The organism is Mycobacterium asiaticum (assembly GCF_001673635.1).
In the GTDB taxonomy this organism is placed as follows: domain Bacteria; phylum Actinomycetota; class Actinomycetes; order Mycobacteriales; family Mycobacteriaceae; genus Mycobacterium; species Mycobacterium asiaticum_C.
This window is the reverse complement of record NZ_LZMH01000028.1, coordinates 93,849-116,766: the sequence shown is the minus strand read 5'-3', so window position 1 is coordinate 116,766 and position 22,918 is coordinate 93,849. Positions and strand designations below refer to the sequence as shown.

Genomic DNA, 22,918 nt, shown 5'->3' with positions numbered 1-22,918 from the left:
CCACCGCATGCCCGGGCACGCGCAACTTACGCACCACCCGCTGCATACCCTCGATGATCGACAGCAACTCACTCGTACCACAGGCGTCAAAATCCAACGCCCCCAAGCGATCCGCAAACGCCTCAAGCCCGCCGAGAAACTCGACGACCTGCTCGTGCATGGTTGCTGCCATGCCCTGAATTCTACGAAGACCCACTGACAAAAAACGAAGTAGCGCAGGGGATCCCGCGCTACGCAACCGAAGCGCCGAGTATCAAATTCACCGCTTCGTCGAGCTGCCCGGCGATCTCCGGGTAGGGCAGAAACCGGGCGGTCATCAGCGCGCCGGAGAACGTCATCTGCAGCGTCGACTTCACTGCCCGAGGCCACCCCGGACCGAGCGCGGCACCGATCCGGCGGGCCACCTCGTCGGCTATCTCACTCCGCAGCGGCGTGACCGCGGGATCGTCCGCCATCAATGCCGCCCCGCATCCGGCGGTCAGCTCGGGTTCGTCGGTGACGATGAGCGCCATGTCCCGCAAGGTCGCGCTCACTCGGGTCTTGGTCGTGTCGTTGACGTCGGTGTGCAACGGCAACTCACGGAGCAGCCGCAAGTAGACCGCCGCAACCAGAGCGCTTTTCGATGAGAAGTAGGTGTATGCACTAGCCGGCGAAACACCGGCGCGCTGAGCCACCGCACGCATCGTCAAGTTAGCGTAGGAAGACTCGCGCAGTTCTTCGAGTCCCGCGTCGAGCACTTTGCGGATGGTCTGTCCGGGCCGTCGATCCGACCGGCGCGGCGCGCCGGCAGCCGGGACTTCTCTAGACACCCGTCCAGTGTAGGAAGCAGCCACCTACGCCACAAGCGTGTGCCCACTGATAACTGCCAAACGCCTTATCCGTTGCGGCAGCGAGGGCTGAGTGGTCTCGTACCGCTTGCCGGAGCAAACCTTGAGCGGCCGGAGATCGCCACAAATGCAGACATATGTCCAGAAATCGCCACGGGTAACCTTGGCGCTGTGACCGAACAGGACCGTCGCCGCTGGGATGAACGATATGCCCAACTGGGACCCGCCGGTGCGGTCGCTGCACCCAGTTTCCTTGCCCCACACGTCGATCTGATACCGACGAAGGGTCTCGCGCTGGATATCGCCTGCGGCCAGGGGACCGGATCCGTATGGTTGGCTAGCCGCGGCTTCGATGTCTGGGGCATCGACGTTTCCGCGGTTGCCATCGACCAGGCGCGAGAGTTGGCCCGGCGCAACCAGGTTGGCGATCGTTGCCGATTCGGAGTCGTCGACCTCGATCAGGGTCTGCCGCCCGGCCCGCCCGCAAACATGATCCTGTGCAACAAATTTCGCGACCGCCGCCTCGACGGAGCACTGATCGAGCGCCTGGCGCCGGGTGGGTTGCTGGCGATCGCCGTGCTCAGCGAGGTCGGTGCCGCACCCGGTCCGTTTCGCGCGGCGCCCGGCGAGTTACCGAGCGCCTTCGCGAATCTTGAGCTCATAGCCGGCGACGAAGGCGACGGGCACGCATGGCTGCTCGCGCGACGCTGATGAGGCAGGACTATCTGGCGCTGCCCTGTGGACGGGCCGACCGACGGCGGTGCTCGACGCGGCGCGCGGCGGTGGGGCCTCGGTGCTGGACGGTCGGCTCAACACGAGCGGATTCCGAAGACGCCGATCGTGCGCCACGACCACGACCACGCCGCGCACTCGCGCCACTGGACCGTCGATGCTGCGGGGGAACAGCCACCGCGATCGGCGGCGCCTGGTAAGGCGCAATCTCACCGACCAGCGTCTGCACCGCGGCTGAGGAAGCGGTCACTTGCGCGGGCTTGACCTTGATGCCGGCCTTGCGCAACAAAACCTGCGTCTCCGCCTGCTGCTCGGGCAGCACCACGGTCACCACGTCACCCGCGCTGCCGGCACGCGCCGTCCGGCCCGAACGGTGCAGATACGACTTGTGTTCGCTCGGCGGATCGATGTGCACCACCAGCTCGACGTTGTCGACGTGGACGCCGCGCGCAGCGATATCGGTCGCCACCAAGACCCGCGCGTCCCCGGACGCGAACCTGGCCAGGTTGCGGTCACGCGCCGGCTGGGAAAGGTTGCCGTGCAGATCCACCGCGGGAACGCCCGCGTCGGTGAGTTGCTTGGCCAGCTTGCGCGCCTGATGCTTGGTGCGCAGAAATAGAATCCGCCGACCACTGCCGGACGCCAGCCGGTGCACCAGCTCCTTCTTCGCCTCGGTGCTGGCGACGTGGAAGACGTGGTGGGTCATCGCGGAGACCGGCGAGTTGACCTCGTCGACCGAATGCAGCACCTCGTTGCGCAGGAACCGCTTGACGAGTTTGTCCACCCCGTTGTCCAGTGTCGCGGAGAACAGCAGACGCTGACCGTTAACGGGCGTAGCGGCCAAAATGCGCGTCACACCGGGCAGAAAACCAAGGTCCGCCATGTGATCCGCTTCGTCAATGACGGTGATCGCGACAGCGTCGAGACTGATCAGCCGCTGCTTCATCAGGTCCTCGAGCCGCCCAGGACACGCCACCACGACGTCGGCCCCGGACTGCAGCGCGGCCACCTGGCGGTTTTGCGATACGCCGCCGAAGATCGTCGTCACCTTCAATCCCCGTGCGGCAGCGAGCGGTTCCAGCGTGGCAGTGATCTGGGTCGCCAATTCGCGGGTCGGCGCAAGCACCAAGCCCGAGGGGCGCGACGGACGCCGGTTCTGGCGGGAAATCCTGCTGATCAACGGAATCGAGAAAGCGAGCGTCTTGCCGCTGCCGGTCTTGCCCCGCCCCAGGACGTCGCGCCCGGCCAGCGCGTCGGGCAGTGTCGCAACCTGAATCGGAAACGGCTGGGCAATGCCGACCCTGTTCAACGCACCGACAAGAGTGTCGGATACGCCGAGGTCGGCGAAAGTTGTGTCGGTAGTCACTATTTCGGTGCCTTTCAGGCATCGGCGTGCGCGCATCGCGATACCGCGAAGTCGAGCACGAGATGGCGAGATTGCCGGTGGGCAAAATCGATCGCCGCGAGAAAAGCTCGTGCTGCATGCACGAATCATCTGAACTGGTGGATGACGATGCGTTCCACGACGTTGTCGGCATGGGCGCCGACATTGCTGTTCAGCATACCGTATGCGCGCAGAAATCATGTCGGCGTTACGTCGCGGTCCGGTAATGTAACGCGGATGGAGCGGCGCGTCCTGGAAGCTGTCATCTACGAGCGCGAACCACCGATCGCGCGGATCATCCTCAACCGCGTCGACAAGGCCAATACCAAGGACGCTGTTCTGGTGACCGAGGTCGACGCGTGCCTACGCGAAGCCGACCACGACAAGGAAGTCAAAGTCGTCATTCTCAAGGCCAATGGCAAGGGTTTCTGTGGTGGACACGTCGCCCGTTGGGGGCCGGACGAAAATCCCTATCCCGACTTCGGCAACACGTTCGAAGATCTGTACAAAGGCACCGCGGATCTCTTTCTGTGGCCAACCCTGTACCTGTGGGAGTTTCCGAAGCCGACGATCTCGCAAATCCACGGCTACTGCATGGGCGGCGGGATCTACCTCGGTCTGCTCACCGACTTCTGCGTCGCGTCCCAGGACGCGTATTTCCAAATGCCGCTGGCGCAGAGCCTCGGCGAGCCGGGCGGCCACACGATGATCGAGCCGTGGTTGCTGATGAATTGGCACCGCACCATGGACTGGTTGCTGCTGGCGCCGACGCTGACCGCCGAGCAGGCCCTCGAGTGGGGCCTGCTCAACAAGGTGGTGCCGCGCGAAGACCTCGAAGACACCGTCGAGGAGATGGCCCGCAAGATTGCGCAGATCCCGCTGACGACGCTGATGGCGGTGAAGAACAACGTGAAGCGGGCCTGGGAGCTGATGGGGATGCGGGTGCACCTTCAGGTCAGTCACATCCTGACCAACATGGTGGGCGCCGCGTCCGATGTGCAGGCCCGCCGCGCCGAACTCATGCAGTCCGGCATGAAGCCCCGTGATTTCATCGGGCGCGACGAGCCCCGCGAGCAGACGTGAAAGTCCGCGACACGCCGGGCGTGCGCGGACTTTTACGTCTTTTCGCCAGGTAACCGGCGCCCCGCCGCGTGGCGGGCGGCCACGTAACCGAACACCATCGAACTCGCGATGCTCGCTCCGGCGCCCGGATAGGTTCGGCCCATGACCGTGGCGGTGGTATTGCCGGTCGCGTAGAGACCCTCGATCACCCGATCCTGCTCGCCGAGGACCTGCGCATATTCGTTGGTGATCACCCCACCGCAGGTCCCGACGTCGGCCGGCAGCACCCGCGTCGCGTAGTAGGGCGCCCGGTCCAGTGGGCCGAGCGCGGCGTTGGGCCGGTAACCGGGATCACCCAGGCAGTCGTTGTAGGCCGACTGCCCGCGCCCGAAGTCGGGGTCCAGACCCTTGGCCGCGAACCTGTTGAACCGCTGCACGGTTCGCATTAATTCATCTGCGGGCAGGTCGATCTGGGCGGCGAGTTCACCAACCGTCCCAGCGCGCTTGACGGCGCCACTTTCGATCAGCGCCGGCGGTAGGTGCTGGCGGTTGAGCGGGTTGGTGCCGGCGACATAGCGGCGCACGTACCCGTCGTCGAAGATCATCCAGCACGGCACCGCTTTGTTGGCATACATCGCCTTGCCGACCTCGACGTAGGAGTTCGACTCGTTGCAGAACCGCCGGCCGGTTGAGTCGACGTAGATGGCGCCGGGACGCTGTCGCCCCGAACCGAGCGAGGCGGCGGCCGCTCCGCCGTTGGCAATGAAAACCGAAGGCAACCACCAGGCTTCGTCAAGGAGATCGGTCTTGGCGCCGAGTCGCATCGCGGTCTGCAGCACCTCGCCGGTGTCGCCGGCGTTGGCGATCGACCACTGCCCCTCGTTGGGCTGGTCGCCACTGTACTGCCGACGCATCTCCGCGTTGTGGCCAAAACCGCCGGCGGCCAACAGGACTCCCTTGCGGGCCTCGACATTCACGCTCGTCCCGTCCCGGGTGATGCGCGCGCCGACGACGCGGCCGTCCTCGACGATCAGGTCCGCCATGGCGGCATTGATCCACAACGGAGGCCGGCCGTCACTGAGATCGATGAGCACCTTGAGCATCTGACCGATCAACGAGGCGCCGTTGGTCAGGAGGTGCCGGCGGGCGATCCGCGCTGCCCTGGTCCGGGCGAACACCTTGGCCGCGACCGCGAACGCCCGCGGCGAGCGGTTGTAGTACTGAACCGAACGCAGCTCGTTGGTGAGCACCACGTACCCGTAGTTCTTGGCCAGCGCCGGTTGCACCTTGTCGTGCCATGCCCCGAGCTCGGCGGCATCGAACGGGATTCCCTCGACGGCGCGACCGGATTCGTTGCCGCCCTTGTGGTTCGGATAGTAGTCGCTCCAGCCGGCGCAGCGGATCAGCCGAACCCCCCGCCGCATCAGGAAGTTGATCATCTCGTAGCCCGCGGTGAGAAACATTTCCCGGCGCGCGGGGGAGGACGGTGCACCGATTTCGCCGACCACGTCGGCCAGGTAGGCAAGACCGTCCTCATGTGAGTCGGCGATGCCGTCGGTCCGCATCAGCGGATTGTTCGGCAGCCAGACGATTCCGCCGGAAAGCCCGGTCGAACCGCCGACCAGCGGTTGCTTTTCCACTATCAGCGGTTCCAGCCCGGCGTCCAGCGCCGCCAGGCCGGCCACCATGCCGCCCCCGCCACTACCGGCGATAAGCAGATCGACCGAGTGGTCCCAGTCCGTGCTCATCGCGCTACCCCCGGCACGGTGAGACCGAGGTCGGCGATCGGGACGTCGATGGTGGTGTTGGTCTTCTGGATCGCCGGCACCAGAACGTCATACGGCAGGTCGGCGAGGAAACCGTCGATGACGCGCTCGAAGTTCGAGATCAGCCCCTCGATCTGGCTCGACAGGCGCATGTACTCAAAACCCTTTGAATGCAAGCCCTTCTGCTGCTTGGGCAGATTGGAGAAATCCTGGGCCGGGATCGGCGGCCAGCGCGGGTCGTCGGGGGCCATGGGTTCCGGTGGGGTGGGTCTGCCGGTTGCCTGATCCGGCGGGATGCGGGTGAGCGACCAGATCTCGAACAGGGTTTCCTCTGGGCCCAGCGGCCGGATCCGGTATGACGACGCGCTGCTGTACTGCGGCAACAGGAAATAATGCGGGAAGCAGAACCCGATAGCGTCGACGATGCCGCGGCGCTGCAATTCGTTGAGGTCGGGAATGTCGCAGCCCCTGGCCCGGTGCCAGCGCACCACCGCGTCGTTCAGGGTCGCTTTCCACACCGCCATCGCCTCGGCCGGGTCGGCGGGCAACTCCATGTTCTGCAGGCCTTCGGCGATGCGGAGGTCGTTTTCGTGGGTCATCCCGGCCATGCCCTCGCCGAGCGTCCGCATGAAGTACAGGCTGGTTTGGATCAGTCCCGGCGGCTGGCCGGTGGCCGGTTGTGACGACGGAAGCAACTGCGGGTGGGTCTGAGGAACGTGATAGCCCTCCATGAACGCCGCCGTCGCGAGCTTCCAGTTCACCGGAAGCCGGCACGACTGCCACCACTCGCTCCGCAGTGACTCGACCTTCCAGGCATCGTAGATCGTCGCGAACGGTTCGAAGCAGTCCCGCAAACCCGGTGCGCCGTCGTCGAAATTGATCCACGCGCAGCCGCCCCAGAGTTCGCAGCGCACCGGAACCAGGGCCAGGTCCTGCGGATTCAGATTCGACTCGTCGAACGCATCGGAACGCAGCACGAAAGTGTTGCGTCCGTCGATGCCCCAGCACCAGCCGTGGAACGGGCACACGAAGGTGCGGCGGGACCCGTTGCCCTCCACCAATTTCACGCCGCGGTGCCGGCAGGCGTTGTGATAGGCGCGCACATTCTCGGCGTCCAGTCGCACGACGATGACCGACTGGTCGAGGATCTCGTATTCGACGAAGTCGCCCGGCTTGGGAATCTCCTCGAGACGGCACGCCATCTGCCATACCCGGGGCCAGAACTTCTCGTTCTCCAGCGCGTAGAACTCGGGGTCGTAGTAGCGCTGCTTGGGGATGCGGTCGGCGGTCTGTACCGCCCACGGCACCGGGAGCGGTGTCCAGTTCACCTCGGTACGCATCGGGTTCACCTCGTTCGTTGGCTGTTCACAGGATCCGAGACATCCGTCCCTGCCAGTACTTTTCGCGGATCCGCCGCTTGTAGAGCTTGCCGTTCGGATCGCGGGGCAACTCAGGGTCGAAGTCGACGGTGCGCGGGCATTTATAGGTCGCCAGGTGTGCCCGGCAGTAATCGATGAGCTCGGCTTCCAGGTCGCTGTCACCCACCACGCCGGCCACCGGTTGCACGACGGCCTTGACCTCTTCGCCGAACTCGTCGTTCGGCACGCCGAAGACCGCCGCGTCAACCAGTTTGGGGTGCATGACCAAGAGGTTCTCCACCTCCTGCGGGTAGATGTTCACCCCGCCTGAGACGATCATGAAGGTGGAACGGTCCGTCAGATACAGGTAACCCTCCTGATCGACGCGGCCGACGTCACCGAGGGTGCGCCAACCGCGATCGTTGTACACCGCGGCGGTCTTGGCCGGATCCTTGAAGTACTCGAAGTCGGGACCGCCCTCGAAATAGAGCTCGCCGGATTCACCGACCGGCAGCTCGTTGCCGTCCTCGCCGACTACGTGCACGGCGGTCATCGGGATGCCCACCGAACCCGGGTGCGCCAGCCACTCCTGCGGCCCGATCGTGGTGCCGGCGAAACCCTCAGTGCCGCCGTAGTATTCGTGAATGATCGGCCCGAACCAGTTCATCATCTTGTGCTTGACTGCGACGGGGCAGGGGGCGGCCGCATGGATCACGCACTGCAGACTCGAGACGTCGTACATGTCGCGCACGTGCTCGGGCAGCTTGAGCATGCGCACGAACATGGTCGGCACGAACTGGGCGTGCGTCACCCGATGCGTCTCGATGAGCTGCAGCACCGTCTCGGCGTCGAACCTGGGCATCAGGATCGCTGCGGCGCCAACCCGATTGACCGCCATGGTGTAGTTCACGCCGGCCGCGTGATACATCGGCGCGGGGGACAGGTACACGCTGGACGGGCTCATGCCGTACTTATGGGTCAGGGCCATCTCCAGAACCGCCTGCGCCCACGACCCGTTGCCGTCGCCGGGCAAAGGCCGTCGCACCGCCTTGGGCCTGCCGGTGGTGCCCGAGGAGTACAACATCTCTGAGCCGTCCGAGGGCGGCGGCGGCTCGCCCGCGGCGCCCAGCGCATCCTCGTACGCCTGCCAGCCCGGCCGGTCAGCGCCGACCACGAGGTGAATGTCCACCCGCTGGTTGACATGTCGGACGTGGTCGGCCAGTTCCGGCATCGAACCGTCGACAAGGACAGCGCGAGCGTCCGAATCGTCGATGACGTAGGCGACCTCGTCCGGGGTGAAGTGGGTGTTGACGGCGGTGTAGTACAGACCGGAAAGCTGACAGCCCCAGGTGATTTCGAAGAACTCCGGCCGGTTCGGCAGGATCAGCGCCACACCGTCGCCGCGGCGCAGTCCCGCATCGTGCAACGCCGCGGCGACCTGCCGGCTTCGACCGTAGAGCCGTGCATATGAAATCGCGTCGCCGTCGACGATCAGGGCCGGGGACTCCGGCGCTGTTCTCGCGTGGTCGGCGATGTTCACGGACGAACTCCCGCAGGCCTAGGTGCTGGTCGCACCGTCGGTCGACGCGGCCGCCGCGGCTGCCTGGCGCCGGGCCTGTTCGGACGGTAATACCTTGTCTCGGAACACCGTCTGAATCAGCTCCTGAACGTCCTTGCTGATCGAGGCGAGGGCGACCAGGTCATTGGAGCTCTGCCAATGGACCCGCATGCCCATCAGTTCCCAGGCCCGCTTGAGGTTCGCCTTGGTGGCCAGCAGGGTCGTCATGGGCGCCTGTGCGATATGGCGGGCGATCGCCTCGACGCGGGCGTCAAGCTGGTCACGCGGCACGACTTCGTTGACCAAACCGACTTCCAAAGCCTTCTTGGCGTCGATGACCTCGGCCAAAAACAGGTAGTAGGCGGCGCGCCGCCAGTTCATGAAAACCCACGGCTCGATCGAGCATTCGCCGGACGGCATCCCGAATCCCTGCAGTGGTGGGTAAGAGAAGTAGGCATCCTCCGAGGCAATCACGATGTCGGTGGTCAGCCCGTAGTGCGTGCCGCCGCCCACGCAGTAACCGTGCACCTGCGCGATCGTCGGCTTGGAGAACTCCCACAGGTTCAGCACCGGCTTGACGAACAGATCCGTCTGCGGCTTCCAGGGGGTACCCATCACCTTGGCGCCTTCGACGAATGCCGGGTAGTCGACCGCGTTGTTTCCGATAGCGTGCCCGGAGCAGAAGCCCTTGCCGTTGGCCTTGAGCACCAGCACCTTGATGTCGTAATCGCGGTCCGCGTCCAGCAGTGCGGCGTCGACCTCTTCGGAGAGTTTCTGGTCCTGGGCGTTGGCCTTCTCCGGCCAGTTCAGCGTCACGCGCGCGATGGGGCCTTCCTTCTCGTAGATGATTCTTTCGCGGGTCTCGTTGAGATCCATGGCTCCGCCTTTCCGTTAAGAGGTGATGACGCCGATCTGAGTGCCGATGTCGTAGGTCGTGCCGGTCTGAGCCGTCCACTGCACGGTGCCGGATGCACCGGCTTCGATTTCCTGCTCCACCTTCTCGGTGGCGATGACGTAGATCGGTGTGCCCTCCTCGACGTATTCGCCGCCGTCCACGAGCAATTCGGTCAACTCCGCTTCGGCGACCGCCACCGACACCCGAGGTATCCGAATGATGAAGTCAGCCACCGGCACTCACCCGGTCCGCGGCATCCAGGGTGCGTCGCGCGGCGGCCACGACGCGCGCCGGCGAGGGGAACACCTGAGCCTCCAGCGCCGCCGCGGCCGGGTTGGGCACGAACCTGGCGCCCACCCGCTGCACTGGTGCGACCAACTCGCCGAACAGTTCGGACTGCAAGATCGCGGCGATCTCCGCGCCGGGGCCGGCGAACTGCACCGCGTCGTGCACGATCACCGCCCGGCGGGTGCGACGGACCGATTCGACGACGGTCTCGACGTCCAGGGGCACCAGGGTGCGCAGGTCGACGACCTCTGCACTGACGTCCTGCTCCTGCAAGGTGGCCGCCGCGGCCAGCGCGTCATGCACGGCACGGCCGTAGCTGATGAGTGTCACGTCGGTGCCGGGGCGTTTGATGTCAGCCTGGCCCAACGGAATTGAGAAGCCGGGGTCGACCGGGACGGGTCCCTTCCTGCTCTGCAGGCGAATCGTCTCGACGAACAGGCACGGGTCGGGGTCGAAAATCGCCGACGTCAGTAAGCCCTTGCCGTCGCGCGGGGTGGACGGGACGATCACCTTCATCCCGGGGATGTGCATGAACCACGCCTCGAGGGACTGCGAGTGGGTGGCACCCGTGGCCAGGCCCGCGTACACCTGGGTGCGCACGGTGATCGGCGCCGAGGTCCGCCCGGCGGTCATGAAGCGCAGTTTGGCGGCGTTGTTGATCAGTTGGTCGGCGGCGATGCCGATGAAGTCCATGATCATAATCTCGGCAACCGGCAACAGGCCGTCTATCGCGGCGCCGATGGCCGCGCCGAGAATGGCTGCCTCCGAAATCGGGGTATCCAGCACCCGGTCGTGCCCGTACTTGGTCGAAAGTCCTGCTGTGGGACCAGATGCGCCGGGATCGGCGATGTCCTCACCGAGCAGGAAAACCCGGTCGTCGGCCTCGAGGGCCTGATCCAGCGCGAGGTTCAGGGCCTCGCGCATGGTCATCTCTTTTTCCGTAGCCATCGCCCCCTACCCTGGGAACCCGATCGGAGTCGCGTACACATCCCGCTCGAGTTCGTCGACCGACGGCGAATCGGCGTCAAGCACCGCGCGCAGCGCCGACTCGACGGCCGCTGCCGCCTCAGCGTCGATGCGGTCGAGTTCTTCGAAGCTGCAGATGCCCGCATCGACCAGGTTGTCGCGGAAGCGCGGAACCGGGTCGGCCGCCAGCGCATCGGCGAGCTGATCCTTGGGGATGTAGGGCATCCGGTCACCGAAGTAATGGCCCCGGAAGCGGAACGTGACGCACTCGATGAAGGTCGGCCCGCCGCCGCCGCGCGCGTGGGCCAGCGCCTCCTCGAGTGCGGCGCGCACCGCCAGCGGGTCGTTCCCGTCGACGCGGACTCCGGGCATTCCGTACCCGGCGGCGCGGTCGGCTACCCGCTCGATCTTCATGGTGTCCGAGGTCGGCGTCATTTCGGCGTACTGATTGTTCTGGCACACGAACACCAACGGCAGATCCCACAACGCGGCCATGTTGGCGGCCTCGTGGAAGGAGCCGGTGTTGGTGGCGCCGTCGCCGAAGCTGACGACCGTAACCCGGTCCAGCCCTTTGCGTTTGCCTGCCATCGCCAGACCGACGGCCACCGGGGGACCGGCACCGACGATGCCCGTCGACAGCATCACGCCCTTGTCGGGGTTCGCTATGTGCATGGTGCCGCCCTTGCCGCGGCCGGCGCCGACGGTGCGGCCCATCATCTCGCCGTAGATCTCCTCGAGCGGCACACCCTTGCCGATCAGGTCGTGCAACCCGCGGTACGTCGTCACCAACTGGTCGTCGGGCCGCAGCATCACCCCCATGGCCGCGGCGATGGCCTCCTGGCCACGCGACGGCCAGTACACGCACATGAACTCCCCGGTGGCGATGCCTTTGGACAGCCGGTCGTCGGCGGTCTTCATCAGCACCATCAGTTCGTAGATCCGCCGCTGCCCGGATGAATCCCGCTGCGGCGCAGCCCCGTCGGTTGTCATGCTCCCGACCACGGTTTGACCTTGAGGAAGCCGCCGGCGTCGACCCGCAGCTGTTGGCCGGTGACGTAGCGGGCGGCATCGGAAGCCAGGAACAACACGGCCTCACTGATGTCTTCGGGTTCCACGTAGGGCACCGGCATCGCCTGCACCAACGGGAAGATCGGTTCGGCGTCCTCGCGGGTCGGATTCGGCAGGTCAGGCCGGAACGCGCGGTACATCGGCGCGCTGTGCAGCATGTCGGTGTTGACATTGGTGGGATGCACCGCGTTCATCCGGATGGAGAACGGTGCCAGTGCGCGGGCGAAGTCGTTGACATAGTGCGACGCAGCGATTTTGGCGAACGCGTACCCGGCGCCCCCGGGACCGCCGTCGATGCCGGTGGTGTTCATCGAGGACATGAACGCGGCGTTCGATCCGATGACGATCACCGACGCGCCCGCTTGCAGATGCTTGAGGCTGCTGTGCACGAGATTGAGCACGCCGACCAGATCCACGTCGACGGCATCGGCGAACGCCTGCGGCGGCAGACCGGCGGTCAACGGGCAGATACCGGCGTTGGCCACGACGACGTCGAGGTGGCCGAACTCGGCGACGCCGTCATCGAGCGCGGCGGACAGCGCGGCACGATCGCGGACGTCGACGATCGCGGAAAAGACCCGCTGACCTTCCTTCTCCACCAGGCGCACGGTCTCGTCCAGATCCTCCGGCCGCGCCAGCGGGTACTCGTTGGTCTCGATGTCCGCACACAGGTCCAGGGCGATGATGTCGGCGCCCTCGGCCGCCAGCAACCGGGCGTGCGATCGACCCTGCCCCCGCGCCGCCCCGCTGATCACCGCCACCTTGCCGGCTACCCGGCCCGCTGACCGAGTCACGCTGCGCCCCGCACCTTCAACGATCCGCGTTGTGCCATAAGGCTATTCGCGATTGGACCAATGGTCGGCTCCATAGCATCTCTTTCACGAGCAGCCGCGTCGGACGCCCCCGCGCATGGCTGCAGTCGCGCCATCAATATGGCCTACAGTAGCTAGAATATCTAAAATAGCAAGAAATGACGCGGGCGACCGGAAGGGCGGGCGATGACGGGGATGCTCAGCGGTGTTCGAGTAATCGAGTTGGCGTCCTGGACATACGTTCCGTCGGCCGGAGTGGCCCTCGCGGACTGGGGCGCCGACGTCATCAAGGTCGAAGGTGTCACCTCCGGAGATCCCGCTCGGGCGTTGGTGGTCGGCGGTTTCACCCGCGACGCGGCGCGTGCGGACGCCGACTTCATTCTGGAGCTCAGTAACCGGGGTAAACGCAGCATCGCCATCGACATCAAGACCGACACCGGACGGGAGTTGTTCGGCCGCCTGCTGGCATCGGCGGACGTGTTCTTGACCAATTGGCTGCCCGGCGCATTGCAGCGGGCCCGGCTGACCGTGGACGATCTGCGGTCGTTCAACCCGGACATCATCATCGCCCGGGGCACCGGCCTGGGCGTGCGCGGACCGGACCGCGACCGCGGCGGCTTCGACGCCGCCACCTATCTGGCCCGGGGTGGAGTCGCCTACACGCTGACGCCCTTCGGCACCGAGCACCCCGCGGTTCAGGGTCCCGCATTCGGCGACCTGCAGGGGGGCGCGACGTTGGCCGGCGGGGTGTGTGCCGCGCTGTTCCACCGGGAACGGACCGGCGAGCCCAGCATCGTCGACTCCTCACTGCTGGCTCAGGCGATGTGGGCCATTGCGCCGTCGATCTCGGTGGCCGATCTGTTCGACATCGACGGAATCCCCGGCGCCCCGCCCGGATTGACGATCAATCCCCTGGTGGCCAGGTACAAGACCAAGGACGACAGGTGGATTCAGCTCGTCTTCCTGCAACCCGACAAATTCTGGCCCGGCTTCTGCCGGCGCATGGGCATGGCCGAGCTGGCCGACGACGAGCGGTTCGTGCCGTCGGCCAATCTGATCGCCAACGCCGCCGAAGCAACAGCCATCTTCGCCAATGCCTTTGCGCGCCATGACCTCGCGCATTGGCGGGAGGTGCTGAAGGACGAGCCGGGAGTGTGGGGCGCCCTCGCGACCCCGAAAGAAACCCTGAACGATCCGCAGGTCGAACCCAACGGATACGTGATCACCAATGTCGATGACAAGGGCGAGCAATACCGAACCGTGGCCGCACCCGTGCAATTCGACGAAACCCCGCCCGGCCCAACGCGTGCGCCCGAGCACGGCCAGCACACCGAGGAGATCCTGCTCGAGCTCGGTGTCGACTGGGACGAGATCGCCCAGGCGAAAGACGTGCAAGCGATTCTGTGAACCAACCGGCGCAAATGCGCGGTTGGCCGCCCGGACCGGGATACCCTTTGCCCGAAATTGATGCCGCTGGGCGGTGACTGCGCCAGCGGGTGGCGGGAGGCAAAGTGTCGTATCTCATCGCGGCGCCAGAGTTTCTTTCTGCGGTGGCCTCAGATCTGGCCAGTCTCGGCTCGTCGCTCGGCGCGGCCAACGCGGCCGCCGCGGCCCCCACCACAGCGCTGATCGCCGCCGGCGCTGATGAGGTATCCGCCGCCATTGCAGCGCTGTTCGGTTCGCACGCGCAGACCTACCAGTCGCTGAGCGTTCAGGTGACTGCGTTTCATCGGCAATTCGTCCAAGCCCTCACCTCCGGCGCGGGCAGCTACGCGTTGGCTGAGGCCGCCAACGCAACTCCGTTGGCGGCGCAGTCTGTGGTAGAAGATCTCCTCGCGCTGATCAACGCGCCCACTCAAGTGCTGTTTGGGCGGCCACTGATCGGTGACGGCGCGAACGGCGGCGTCGGACAGAGCGGCGGTGACGGCGGGATCCTGTTCGGCAACGGCGGAAACGGCGGCCCCGGCGGTGCGAATCAGGGCGGTGGCAACGGCGGGAATGCCGGGCTGTTCGGCAACGGTGGAAACGGCGGGCAGGCGGGCAACGCGACGGTGCCCGGAGCCGGTCCCAACGGCGGCGCCGGGGGCAGCGGCGGGTTGCTGTGGGGCAACGGGGGTACCGGCGGCGGCGGCGGAAACGCCTTCGGCGTGCCCGTGGCCGGCCTCGTGGGCTTCTCCGGCGGCAACGGCGGAAACGGCGGCGGGGCCGGCCTGCTGTACGGGTTCGGTGGAGTGGGCGGCGCGGGTGGAACCGGCGGGACGGCGCCCGCGGTCGGCACCCCGATGATCCCGTCGGCTGGCGGCGTCGGGGGCTCCGGCGGCACCGGCGGCGGAGCCGCGGCGTTATTCGGCTACGGCGGCGCAGGAGGTGCCGGCGGGACCGGCGGACTCAGCGATGCGGGCACCTCCAGCGTGGGTGGCTACGGCGGCCAGGGCGCCAACGGCGGGCAGAGCGGCCTGCTGTACGGCGCACCGGGTGTCGGGGGCGCCGGCGGCGCGGGTGGCGCGGGTGTCGGCGGCGTGACGGACGGCAACCCGGGCGGCCACGGCGGCGCGGGTGGCAACGGCGGCCCGATCGGCCTGGTCGGCAACGGTGCCCGCGGCGGCGACGGCGGTATCGGCGGCAACGGCGCCGCGTTCGGTGCCATCGGTGGCAATGGCGGCGTCGGCGGTCTCGGCGGCGACGGCGGACCCGGTGGTCTGCTCTTCGGCAGCGGGGGCGCGGCCGGCAATGGCGCACTCGGCGGCGACGGCGGCGTCGGCAACGTCACCGGTTACGCGGGATCCGGCGGTTTCGGCGGCACCGGCGGGCAGGCTTCGCTGTTCGGCATGGGCGGTCAGGGCGGCAACGGCGGCGGCATCGGCGCCGGCACTACGGCGGCGGCACCGCCCAGCCTGCAACCGGTCGGCGGCATGGGCGGCGCGGGCGGCCGCGGCGGGGTGCTGATCGGGCTGGGCGGCAACGGCGGCAACGGCGGGGCAACCAGTGCCGGCGGTGTGCTGTATGCCAGCGGCGGCAATGGTGGCAACGGCGGCTGGGTGTTCGGGTTCGGCGGCAACGGCGGCAACGGCGGCACCGGGTTGGGCAGCGTCGCCAACGGGGGAGCGGGAGGTAACTCGGCGGTCCTGTTCGGTTTCGGTGGCGCGGGAGGCACCGCGGGTGCCGGGGGCATCGGCACGGGCGGTGCTGGCGGTTCGGGCGGGCTGCTGTTGGGCAACGGCGGAGCCGGCGGCAACGGCGGGCCCGGCGGCGCCGGGACCGGTGGCGCCGGCGGCAATGCGCAGCTGATCGGCAATGGCGGAAACGGCGGTGCCGGCACCGGCGGCGCACCCGGCGGCGCCGGTGGTTCGCGCGGATTGCTGCTCGGCCAGAACGGGGCCACCGGGCCCAGCTGAGCACGAGGGAACAGGGCAAATTGCACAGTGTTCGGTGATCCGGACGGCGAACTGCACAGACTGGTATGCATCCGCGTCGAATGCGCGGCAATCGCGGAATTGTTCAGTAAGGTGACGGCGTGAACGCCGGTCGCGAGTCGGGGCAGGTCAGGCTGGATCTGCCAGGCCGGCTGCAGCGTTACGAGCAGGCCTTCGCCGACCTCGATGCACCGTTCGCGTTCTTGGACCTCGACGCGCTGTGGAGCAACGCCACACAGCTACTTGACCGGGCGGGTGACAAGCCGATCCGGGTCGCGTCGAAATCGTTGCGGTGCAGAGCGATCCAGCGGGAGATCCTTGACTCGAATCGTCGCTTCGACGGACTGATGACCTTCACCCTGGCCGAGACACTGTGGCTGGCCGGACACGGCTTCGACAATCTGCTGTTGGCCTACCCGCCGACTGACCGGGTGGCGCTGCGCGAACTGGGCGAGTTGACTGCCGAGAATCCCGACGGGGCACCGATCGTGATGGTGGACAGCGTCGAACATCTGGACCTGATCGAGAGCGCCACCCACCAACCGGTCCGGCTGTGCCTCGACCTGGACGCCGGCTACTGGCCCGCCGGTGGCCGGCTGAAGATCGGGCCGAAGCGTTCGCCGCTGCACACGCCCGAACAGGCGCGCGCGCTCGCGGTCGAGATCGCCCGGCGCCCGGCTTTGAAGCTGGTCGCGCTCATGTCCTACGAGGGTCATATCGCCGGTTTCGGTGACCGGGTGGCCGGCAAACATGCGCAGAACCTCATCGTCGGGTGGATGCAGCGTCAGTCGATCGCCGAGTTGCGCGAACGTCGCGCCCGGGCGGTCGAACTCGTGCGCGAGGTGGCAGACCTGCAGATCGTCAACGCCGGCGGCACCGGCGACCTGCAACTGGTCGCCCAGGAACCGGCGATGACCGAGGCGACCGCCGGCTCGGGGTTCTACGCGCCGACGCTGTTCGACACCTATTCGTCGTTCACCTTGCAGCCCGCGGCGATTTTCGCGCTGCCGGTGTCGCGCCGGCCCGATGCGCTTACGGTGACCGCCCTCGGTGGTGGTTATCTGGCCAGCGGTGTAGGCGCCAAAGACCGGATGCCAACGCCCTATCTGCCGACCGGCCTGAAGCTCAACCCGATGGAGGGCACCGGCGAGGTGCAGACCCCGTTGACCGGCGCCGCCGCCCGGCGGCTGAAGATCGGTGACAAGGTCTACTTCCGTCATACCAAGGCCGGCGAGCTATGTGAGCGGTTCGACTGCCTGCATTTGGTGCGGGGCTCGGCGATCGTCGGCACCGTGCCCACGTATCGGGGTGAGGGGCGCACCTTCCTGTGATTGCCAACGAACGAAAGCTGATGCGATGAGCGATAACTGGAGCAACTGGGCCGGTGACCAAGTCTGCGCGCCGTCAGCGATCAAGCGGCCGACGTCGGAGGCCGAACTCGTCGAGATCGTTGCCGGCGCCGCGCAGCGGGGCGAACGGGTGCGCGCGGTCGGGACCGGGCACTCGTTCACCGACTGCGCCTGCACCGACGGCGTGATGATCGATATGACGGGCTTGCAGCGCGTCATCGATGTCGACCGGGCCAACGGACTGGCGACGGTCGAAGGTGGGGCCAAGCTGCACTCGCTGTTCGCGGAGCTGGCTCGGCACGGGTTCGGCATCGAGAACCAGGGCGATATCGACAAGCAGTCGATCACCGGGGCCACCGCGACCGCCACGCACGGCACCGGTGCGCGCTTCAAAAACGTCTCGGCGCAGATTGTTTCGGCGCGACTGGTCACCGCCGCCGGCGAGGTGGTGAACGTGTCCGAGGACTCGGACAAGGACGAATACCTGGCCGCCCGGGTCTCCCTCGGTGCGCTGGGGGTGGTCTCCCGGGTCACCTTCAAGGTGGTGCCGCTGTTCACCCTGCACCGCACCGACGAGCGACGTCCATTGATCACCACGCTCGAGCGTCTCGACGCCGACGTGGACGCGAACGACCATTTCGAGTTCTTCGTGTTCCCCTACGGCGACACGGCTTTGGCGCGCACGACCCGTCGCAGCAACGAGGAGCCCCGGCCGGCGCCCGCGTGGAAGAAGCGGCTGGGCGAGGAAGTCGAAAACGCCGGCCTGAACGTCATATGCCGCACCGGCCGGCGATTCCCCGGCGCGGCACCGCAACTGAACCGCCTGATGACCAGCCTGATGTCGCCGTCGACAGTGCAGGATCACGGGTGGAAGGTGTATGCCAGCGCCCGCAACGTCAAGTTCACCGAGATGGAGTACGCGATCCCGCGCCAGCATGCGCGCGAGGCGGTACAACGGATCATCGACCTGGTGCGGCGGCGCAAGCTGCCGATCATGTACCCGCTCGAGGTGCGCTTCAGCGCTCCCGATGACGCGTTCCTGTCAACCGCGCACGCCCGCGACACCTGTTACATCGCGGTACACCAGTTCATCGGTATGGAATACGAGAACTACTTCCGCGCAGTGGAAGAGATCATGAACGAATATGCGGGACGACCGCATTGGGGCAAACGCCACTATCAGACCGCGGCCACCCTGAAGGAGCGTTATCCGGAATGGGCGCGATTCACCGCGGTGCGCGACCGCCTCGACCCCAACCGGGTCTTCCTCAACGACTACACCCGGCGCGTGCTGGGAGACTGATCCGCACAGTCCGGCAGCACGATTCGTCCGGTCTCAACACACTTACAGGTCCATATCGATACGGGCCGCTCTCTGGCGCGGCGGGCCGAAGCCACAAATCATGGCACGGTGCGCACAATGCGGCGCACCCCCAGCGAGATGTCTTCACCCGCAAGATGTTTGTTCCGCTGCGGGCGTATCGGTAGGGGGTAAGAAAGGCATGACTGCAAGCTGGGTCCCTACCCAGATATCCGGCGACCCCAACTCGGGTCGCATTCTCGACACTGCCCGGGGCATCCTGATCGGCCTGCGCCGGTGCCATTCGGCCACCGCATTCGACGAATTGCACGGCGCTGCACAACGTCACCGGGTTCCGGTGTATGCGATGGCCTGGGCACTGGTTCATCTGGCCGGTTCGGGGGCGGAGACCCCCAGTTTCATCGAGGCACAGTCCGCGGCGCGTCACGAGTGGGGCGAACTGCTCGCGGACTCCGCCGTTTGAGTCGCTGAAACCATCGCCGGCCGCGGCAGAGGGAAGTGCCGCGGCCGGCGGTTCAGCGCGTTGCCCACGCCGGTGATTGGGCCGCGGCACGCAGCGCGGCGACGATCTGCTGCTCTTTCTCCAGAAAGCGGTCCGTGGGGGTGGGCACCGAGATCGCGATCACGTTGTCCGCGATGGACCGCCGGGCGATCGCGGCCGCGGAGATTCCCGGCGTGTGCTCGTCCCGGTCAAAAGCGACTCCGCTGGAACGGATCTCGTCGATTTCCCGGCGCAGCGCTCCGGCCTCCTGGCTGCCCAGCCGGGACAGCGCGGCGTCGACGTCTTCCTCGTCGAGCACGGCGAGCGCCGCCTTGCCGTTCGCGGTACCGATGAGGGGGAAGCGCACCCCAACGGCAGAAACCGCGCGCAGCCGGTGTGAGGACTCGATCTGGTCGATGAACCACATCCGCTGACCGCGTAGCACCGACAGGTCGACGGTCTCGTCGGTCTCCGCCGCGACGCGCTCGATGGTCGGCCGGAACACGGCGGCGATGTGCGCGCCGGTGCCGCTGCCGAAGCCCAGCAACCGCTCGCCGAGGGAGAAGCGGCCGTTGGAATCAGCGCTCACCAGGCCGACTTCGACCAGGCTGACCAGCAGTCGCCGCACGGTCGACTTGGCCAGCCCCAGGCGCTCACCGAGATCGACCAGACGCAGCTGTCCGGGCTCGGCGGCGATCTCGTCCAGCGCGGCCGCGGCGCGACGCAGCACCTGAATTCCCTCGTCACGATTCGTCGGTGTTTTCCGTTCCGTTGGGGCCACGTTTCCAATATAGTGTTCCGCATCGCGGTCCGAAAGGGACCGGATAACGAATCAGAGGAGGCGTAGATGACTGATCTGCCGGCGGGGCGGCATTTCTTTCGCAGCGACGACGGCTATGAGGAAGCGCGCCGCGGCACGGTCTGGAACCAGCGTGTTCCCGAGCGCTATCCGGAGGTGATCGTTCGAGCCGCCGATACCGACGACGTCGTCGCCGCCCTCCGCTACGCCAAAGCCAACAAGCTCAAAGTGAGCATCCGATCGGGCGGACACAGCTGGGCGGCAAACCATCTGCGCGACGGCGCCCTGTTGCTCGACATGCACCGCATCGATCACGCCAGGATCGACGCCGAGAAAGGCATCGCGGTGGTCGGCCCTGGGAAGGGCGGCAGCATCCTGATGGGCGAACTCGAAGCGCAGAACCTGTTTTTCCCGGCCGGTCACTGCAAAGGGGTCTGCGTCGGCGGCTACCTGCTGCAGGGCGGGTACGGCTGGAACAGCCGAGTCCAGGGCTTGGCGTGCGAGAACGTCGTCGGCCTCGACGTGGTCACCGCCGACGGCGAGCAGATTCACTGCGACGCCGACAATCACCCCGACTTGTATTGGGCGGCAAGAGGTGCCGGCCCCGGCTTCTTCGCGGTGGTCACCTCCTTCTACCTCAAGCTGTTTCCACGGCCGGGGGCCTGCGGCACCAGCGTGTACGTCTACCCGATCGACTATGCCGACGAGATCTACACCTGGGCCCGCAATGTCAGCGCAGAAGTGGACCGCCGCGTGGAGATGCAGATCGTGGCGGGCCGAAGCGTGCCCAGCATGGGCATCGAAACACCGTCGATCACGTTCGCATCACCGGCTTTCGCCGACTCCGAAAAGGAGGCCGAGGCGGCCCTGGCGATCTTCGGCACGGTCCCGGTACTGGACAAGGCACTGGTCGCGGTTCCCTACATGCCGACCGACATGCCCACCTGGTACACCGCCGTGATGAGCAATTACCTTTCGGACTACCGCTACACCGCCGACAACATGTGGACCTCGGCGTCGGCGGAGGACCTGCTGCCCGGCATCCGCAACATCATCGACACGATCCCGGATCACCCGTCGCACTTCCTGTGGCTGAACTGGGGGCCGTCACCGCAGCGCCCCGATATGGCGTACAGCATCGAAGACGAGGTCTATCTGGCGCTGTACGGGGCGTGGAAAGACCCCGCCGACGATGCCAAGTACGGCGATTGGGCCCGGTCGAACATGGCCGCCATGTCACACCTGGCCACCGGTATCCAACTGGCCGACGAGAACCTCGGCCAGCGCCCGGCGCGGTTCGCCAGCGATGCGGCCATGGCCAAGCTGGACCGGGTTCGCGCCGAATACGACCCCGATGGTCTCTTCAACAGCTGGATGGGAAGACTCTGATGACCACTGACCTCTACCTCGGTTACCGCGGCGACGATGCCGACACGCCATGGGGCAAGTACTTCAAACCCGAGATGGCCGCGCTGCCAAGACATGTCGTGGAGGCACTGGAACACGGCACCCAGGCCGAGCAGACCCTGCTGGCCTACGCCGACGCGGCCCGGGTGGCCGACGAGGGCTACCAGTGGACCGAGAACGGATTCGGGGTTCTTGCCGACGGCGGCTATCAGGTTTCGGTCCGTACGGACATGCCCGGCGTGACACCGCCGATGTGGTCATGGTGGTTCGGTTGGCACGGCAGCGACAGCCGTCGCTACAAGTTGTGGCATCCGCGCGCCCACCTGTCCGCGGCCTGGAAGGACGGGCATGACACCGGCCGGACCGGCGCGCAACGCTACATTGGCCGCTGGTCGATGATCAACGAGTACATCGGCTCGGCAATGCTCAGTGGCGCAATACAATTCGTTGAACCGGTCACCATGGGATTGCCCCCCGACTCCGACGACGCGATCGCCATCTGTGCCCGGCTGGGTTCCGGCGACGCGCCCGTCGACGTCGGATGGTTCATCCATCACGTCCGTTCGACGCCGAGCGGGTCGGAGATGCGGTCGCGGTTCTGGATGGGCGGATCGCACATTGCGGTTCGAAAGGCTCCCGGCGTGGCGTCGAAGGCGGTGCGTCCGATCGCAGCCCGGATGCTCGGCAACGCGGAGTCCAGCGCCCGGAATCTGTTGGTGCACTGCGCCCAGGAGATGAACCACCTGGCCGGGTTCCTGCCGGAGCTGTACGAGAAGTTCGGCAACGAGTAGTCAGCTCAACGGCGTTGCGCGAAGGCCGGAGCGACGAACCGTTGCACCAGCTGACGTTCCACGGCCTCGTTCTCGACCGGCCAGTAGATCAGCGAGAGCACGACCCGCACCACCCACTGGGCGGCCTGCTGGTCGTCGGCGGCCAGCCCGGCGAGTTCGCCGGCGAAGCGGCTCAGTAACGGCGACGCGGTCAGCGCCGTCATGGCGTCGGCGCCACGCACCGAACCGATCATCAATCGGCTAACCGGATCGGAACGAATCCGCCTGAGCGCCAGTGTTATCGCCGTGACAACCCGGTCCGGGCCCATCAGGTTGCCGACCGCAGATCGAACCGCCTCGATGATGTCGGCCGCCGCCCGGGCCAGAACTGCGTCCCGGATCTCGGCCTTGCCGCCCGCGTAGCGATAGATCGTGGCCCGCGAGCAGTGCACCTGGGCCGCCAACCGGTCGATGTCCAGCGCGTCCAGACCCTCGCGTGCCACCAGCTCGACGGCCACGTCGTAGATGCGTTCGGCGGCGCGCGCGCGGCGATCACCACCGACCAGCCAATCGCCCTTGCTCATCCGCACCCTCGAGATCTGTATGGCACTGATTCTCATATCTGAGACGAAAAAGTAGAAGTATCTCAGCATATGCGCACG

General features: G+C 66.6%; 21 protein-coding genes. 9 read left to right on the top strand and 12 right to left on the bottom strand.

What is annotated here, in order from left to right; all coding sequences use genetic code 11:
- Nucleotides 1-230: 230 nt before the first annotated feature.
- Complete coding sequence (locus A5645_RS07455) at nucleotides 231-809, bottom strand: TetR/AcrR family transcriptional regulator (RefSeq protein ID WP_231123278.1); 579 nt, start codon at nucleotides 807-809, stop codon at nucleotides 231-233.
- 189 nt (nucleotides 810-998) lie between these two features.
- On the opposite strand from A5645_RS07455, the gene A5645_RS07450 reads away from it, so the two are divergent.
- Nucleotides 999-1,538: a class I SAM-dependent methyltransferase gene (locus A5645_RS07450; RefSeq protein ID WP_065129061.1), complete on the top strand. Its 540-nt coding sequence runs from the start codon at nucleotides 999-1,001 to the stop codon at nucleotides 1,536-1,538.
- A gap of 10 nt (nucleotides 1,539-1,548) precedes the next feature.
- Here A5645_RS07450 and A5645_RS07445 read toward each other — a convergent pair whose 3' ends face one another.
- Nucleotides 1,549-2,925 carry a DEAD/DEAH box helicase gene (locus tag A5645_RS07445; RefSeq protein WP_065129060.1) on the bottom strand — a complete coding sequence of 459 codons (1,377 nt, stop codon included), beginning with the start codon at nucleotides 2,923-2,925 and terminating at the stop codon, nucleotides 1,549-1,551.
- 255 nt (nucleotides 2,926-3,180) lie between these two features.
- Between A5645_RS07445 and A5645_RS07435 the strand changes: the two genes are divergently transcribed.
- Nucleotides 3,181-4,026: an enoyl-CoA hydratase-related protein gene (locus tag A5645_RS07435; protein WP_065129058.1), complete on the top strand. Its 846-nt coding sequence runs from the start codon at nucleotides 3,181-3,183 to the stop codon at nucleotides 4,024-4,026.
- Between the two features lie 32 nt (nucleotides 4,027-4,058).
- Here A5645_RS07435 and A5645_RS07430 read toward each other — a convergent pair whose 3' ends face one another.
- From A5645_RS07430 to A5645_RS07395, 8 genes are read right to left on the bottom strand one after another with little or no spacing between them, the layout of a single operon-like run.
- A complete protein-coding gene (locus A5645_RS07430; protein WP_065037455.1) occupies nucleotides 4,059-5,753 on the bottom strand; it encodes an FAD-binding protein in 1,695 nt (564 codons plus the stop codon).
- A complete protein-coding gene (locus tag A5645_RS07425) occupies nucleotides 5,750-7,111 on the bottom strand; it encodes an aromatic ring-hydroxylating oxygenase subunit alpha (RefSeq protein WP_065037460.1) in 1,362 nt (453 codons plus the stop codon). The genes A5645_RS07430 and A5645_RS07425 overlap by 4 nt, the downstream gene beginning before the upstream one ends.
- Before the next feature lie 25 nt (nucleotides 7,112-7,136).
- Nucleotides 7,137-8,669 carry an acyl-CoA synthetase gene (locus A5645_RS07420; RefSeq protein WP_065129057.1) on the bottom strand — a complete coding sequence of 511 codons (1,533 nt, stop codon included), beginning with the start codon at nucleotides 8,667-8,669 and terminating at the stop codon, nucleotides 7,137-7,139.
- Nucleotides 8,670-8,687: 18 nt separating this feature from the next.
- Nucleotides 8,688-9,563 (bottom strand): enoyl-CoA hydratase-related protein, encoded by an 876-nt coding sequence (locus A5645_RS07415; protein WP_065037457.1) that lies wholly within the window; start codon nucleotides 9,561-9,563, stop codon nucleotides 8,688-8,690.
- A gap of 15 nt (nucleotides 9,564-9,578) precedes the next feature.
- Nucleotides 9,579-9,815: a lipoyl domain-containing protein gene (locus tag A5645_RS07410; RefSeq protein WP_065037461.1), complete on the bottom strand. Its 237-nt coding sequence runs from the start codon at nucleotides 9,813-9,815 to the stop codon at nucleotides 9,579-9,581.
- Nucleotides 9,808-10,818, bottom strand: a complete 1,011-nt coding sequence (locus A5645_RS07405; RefSeq protein ID WP_065129056.1) for an alpha-ketoacid dehydrogenase subunit beta — start codon at nucleotides 10,816-10,818, stop codon at nucleotides 9,808-9,810. The genes A5645_RS07410 and A5645_RS07405 overlap by 8 nt, the downstream gene beginning before the upstream one ends.
- Nucleotides 10,819-10,824: 6 nt before the next feature.
- The gene (locus A5645_RS07400) at nucleotides 10,825-11,826 is read right to left on the bottom strand and encodes a thiamine pyrophosphate-dependent dehydrogenase E1 component subunit alpha (RefSeq protein WP_065129071.1); all 1,002 of its coding nucleotides are present in this window, start codon (nucleotides 11,824-11,826) and stop codon (nucleotides 10,825-10,827) included.
- Nucleotides 11,823-12,665: a mycofactocin-coupled SDR family oxidoreductase gene (locus A5645_RS07395; protein WP_065037462.1), complete on the bottom strand. Its 843-nt coding sequence runs from the start codon at nucleotides 12,663-12,665 to the stop codon at nucleotides 11,823-11,825. Before A5645_RS07395 ends, A5645_RS07400 begins: the two co-directional genes overlap by 4 nt.
- 237 nt (nucleotides 12,666-12,902) lie before the next feature.
- Here A5645_RS07395 and A5645_RS07390 point away from each other — a divergent pair, with 237 nt between their 5' ends.
- The 5 genes from A5645_RS07390 (at nucleotide 12,903) to A5645_RS07370 (ending at nucleotide 19,262) form a co-directional block, all read left to right on the top strand.
- Entirely contained in the window at nucleotides 12,903-14,123 is a 1,221-nt protein-coding gene (locus A5645_RS07390) for a CaiB/BaiF CoA transferase family protein (protein ID WP_065037459.1), read from the top strand.
- Nucleotides 14,124-14,227: 104 nt separating this feature from the next.
- Nucleotides 14,228-16,111, top strand: a complete 1,884-nt coding sequence (locus tag A5645_RS07385) for a PE family protein (protein WP_065129070.1) — start codon at nucleotides 14,228-14,230, stop codon at nucleotides 16,109-16,111.
- Between the two features lie 119 nt (nucleotides 16,112-16,230).
- Entirely contained in the window at nucleotides 16,231-17,460 is a 1,230-nt protein-coding gene (locus tag A5645_RS07380; protein WP_065129055.1) for an amino acid deaminase/aldolase, read from the top strand.
- 25 nt (nucleotides 17,461-17,485) lie between these two features.
- Nucleotides 17,486-18,781 carry a D-arabinono-1,4-lactone oxidase gene (locus A5645_RS07375; protein ID WP_065129054.1) on the top strand — a complete coding sequence of 432 codons (1,296 nt, stop codon included), beginning with the start codon at nucleotides 17,486-17,488 and terminating at the stop codon, nucleotides 18,779-18,781.
- A 199-nt stretch (nucleotides 18,782-18,980) separates the two neighbouring features.
- Complete coding sequence (locus A5645_RS07370) at nucleotides 18,981-19,262, top strand: ANTAR domain-containing protein (RefSeq protein WP_065034148.1); 282 nt, start codon at nucleotides 18,981-18,983, stop codon at nucleotides 19,260-19,262.
- A 52-nt stretch (nucleotides 19,263-19,314) separates the two neighbouring features.
- Here the strand turns inward: A5645_RS07370 and A5645_RS07365 are convergent, their stop codons facing one another.
- The gene (locus tag A5645_RS07365) at nucleotides 19,315-20,061 is read right to left on the bottom strand and encodes an IclR family transcriptional regulator (RefSeq protein ID WP_065129053.1); all 747 of its coding nucleotides are present in this window, start codon (nucleotides 20,059-20,061) and stop codon (nucleotides 19,315-19,317) included.
- Nucleotides 20,062-20,127: 66 nt separating this feature from the next.
- Between A5645_RS07365 and A5645_RS07360 the strand changes: the two genes are divergently transcribed.
- The gene (locus tag A5645_RS07360) at nucleotides 20,128-21,468 is read left to right on the top strand and encodes an FAD-binding oxidoreductase (RefSeq protein ID WP_065129052.1); all 1,341 of its coding nucleotides are present in this window, start codon (nucleotides 20,128-20,130) and stop codon (nucleotides 21,466-21,468) included.
- Nucleotides 21,468-22,277, top strand: a complete 810-nt coding sequence (locus tag A5645_RS07355) for a DAPG hydrolase family protein (protein ID WP_065129051.1) — start codon at nucleotides 21,468-21,470, stop codon at nucleotides 22,275-22,277. Before A5645_RS07360 ends, A5645_RS07355 begins: the two co-directional genes overlap by 1 nt.
- A gap of 5 nt (nucleotides 22,278-22,282) precedes the next feature.
- Here the strand turns inward: A5645_RS07355 and A5645_RS07350 are convergent, their stop codons facing one another.
- Entirely contained in the window at nucleotides 22,283-22,840 is a 558-nt protein-coding gene (locus A5645_RS07350; protein ID WP_065129050.1) for a TetR/AcrR family transcriptional regulator, read from the bottom strand.
- Nucleotides 22,841-22,918: the final 78 nt, after the last annotated feature.

Bases quoted from the DNA above. Each gene is read 5' to 3' on its own strand.
- A5645_RS07375 (WP_065129054.1), top strand. From the start codon at position 17,486: ATGAGCGATAACTGGAGCAACTGGGCCGGTGACCAAGTCTGCGCGCCG.
- A5645_RS07390 (WP_065037459.1), top strand. From the start codon at position 12,903: ATGACGGGGATGCTCAGCGGTGTTCGAGTAATCGAGTTGGCGTCCTGG.
- A5645_RS07350 (WP_065129050.1), bottom strand. From the start codon at position 22,840: ATGAGCAAGGGCGATTGGCTGGTCGGTGGTGATCGCCGCGCGCGCGCC.
- A5645_RS07415 (WP_065037457.1), bottom strand. From the start codon at position 9,563: ATGGATCTCAACGAGACCCGCGAAAGAATCATCTACGAGAAGGAAGGC.
- A5645_RS07400 (WP_065129071.1), bottom strand. From the start codon at position 11,826: ATGACAACCGACGGGGCTGCGCCGCAGCGGGATTCATCCGGGCAGCGG.
- A5645_RS07360 (WP_065129052.1), top strand. From the start codon at position 20,128: ATGACTGATCTGCCGGCGGGGCGGCATTTCTTTCGCAGCGACGACGGC.
- A5645_RS07355 (WP_065129051.1), top strand. From the start codon at position 21,468: ATGACCACTGACCTCTACCTCGGTTACCGCGGCGACGATGCCGACACG.
- A5645_RS07405 (WP_065129056.1), bottom strand. From the start codon at position 10,818: ATGGCTACGGAAAAAGAGATGACCATGCGCGAGGCCCTGAACCTCGCG.
- A5645_RS07435 (WP_065129058.1), top strand. From the start codon at position 3,181: ATGGAGCGGCGCGTCCTGGAAGCTGTCATCTACGAGCGCGAACCACCG.
- A5645_RS07430 (WP_065037455.1), bottom strand. From the start codon at position 5,753: ATGAGCACGGACTGGGACCACTCGGTCGATCTGCTTATCGCCGGTAGT.
- A5645_RS07370 (WP_065034148.1), top strand. From the start codon at position 18,981: ATGACTGCAAGCTGGGTCCCTACCCAGATATCCGGCGACCCCAACTCG.
- A5645_RS07425 (WP_065037460.1), bottom strand. From the start codon at position 7,111: ATGCGTACCGAGGTGAACTGGACACCGCTCCCGGTGCCGTGGGCGGTA.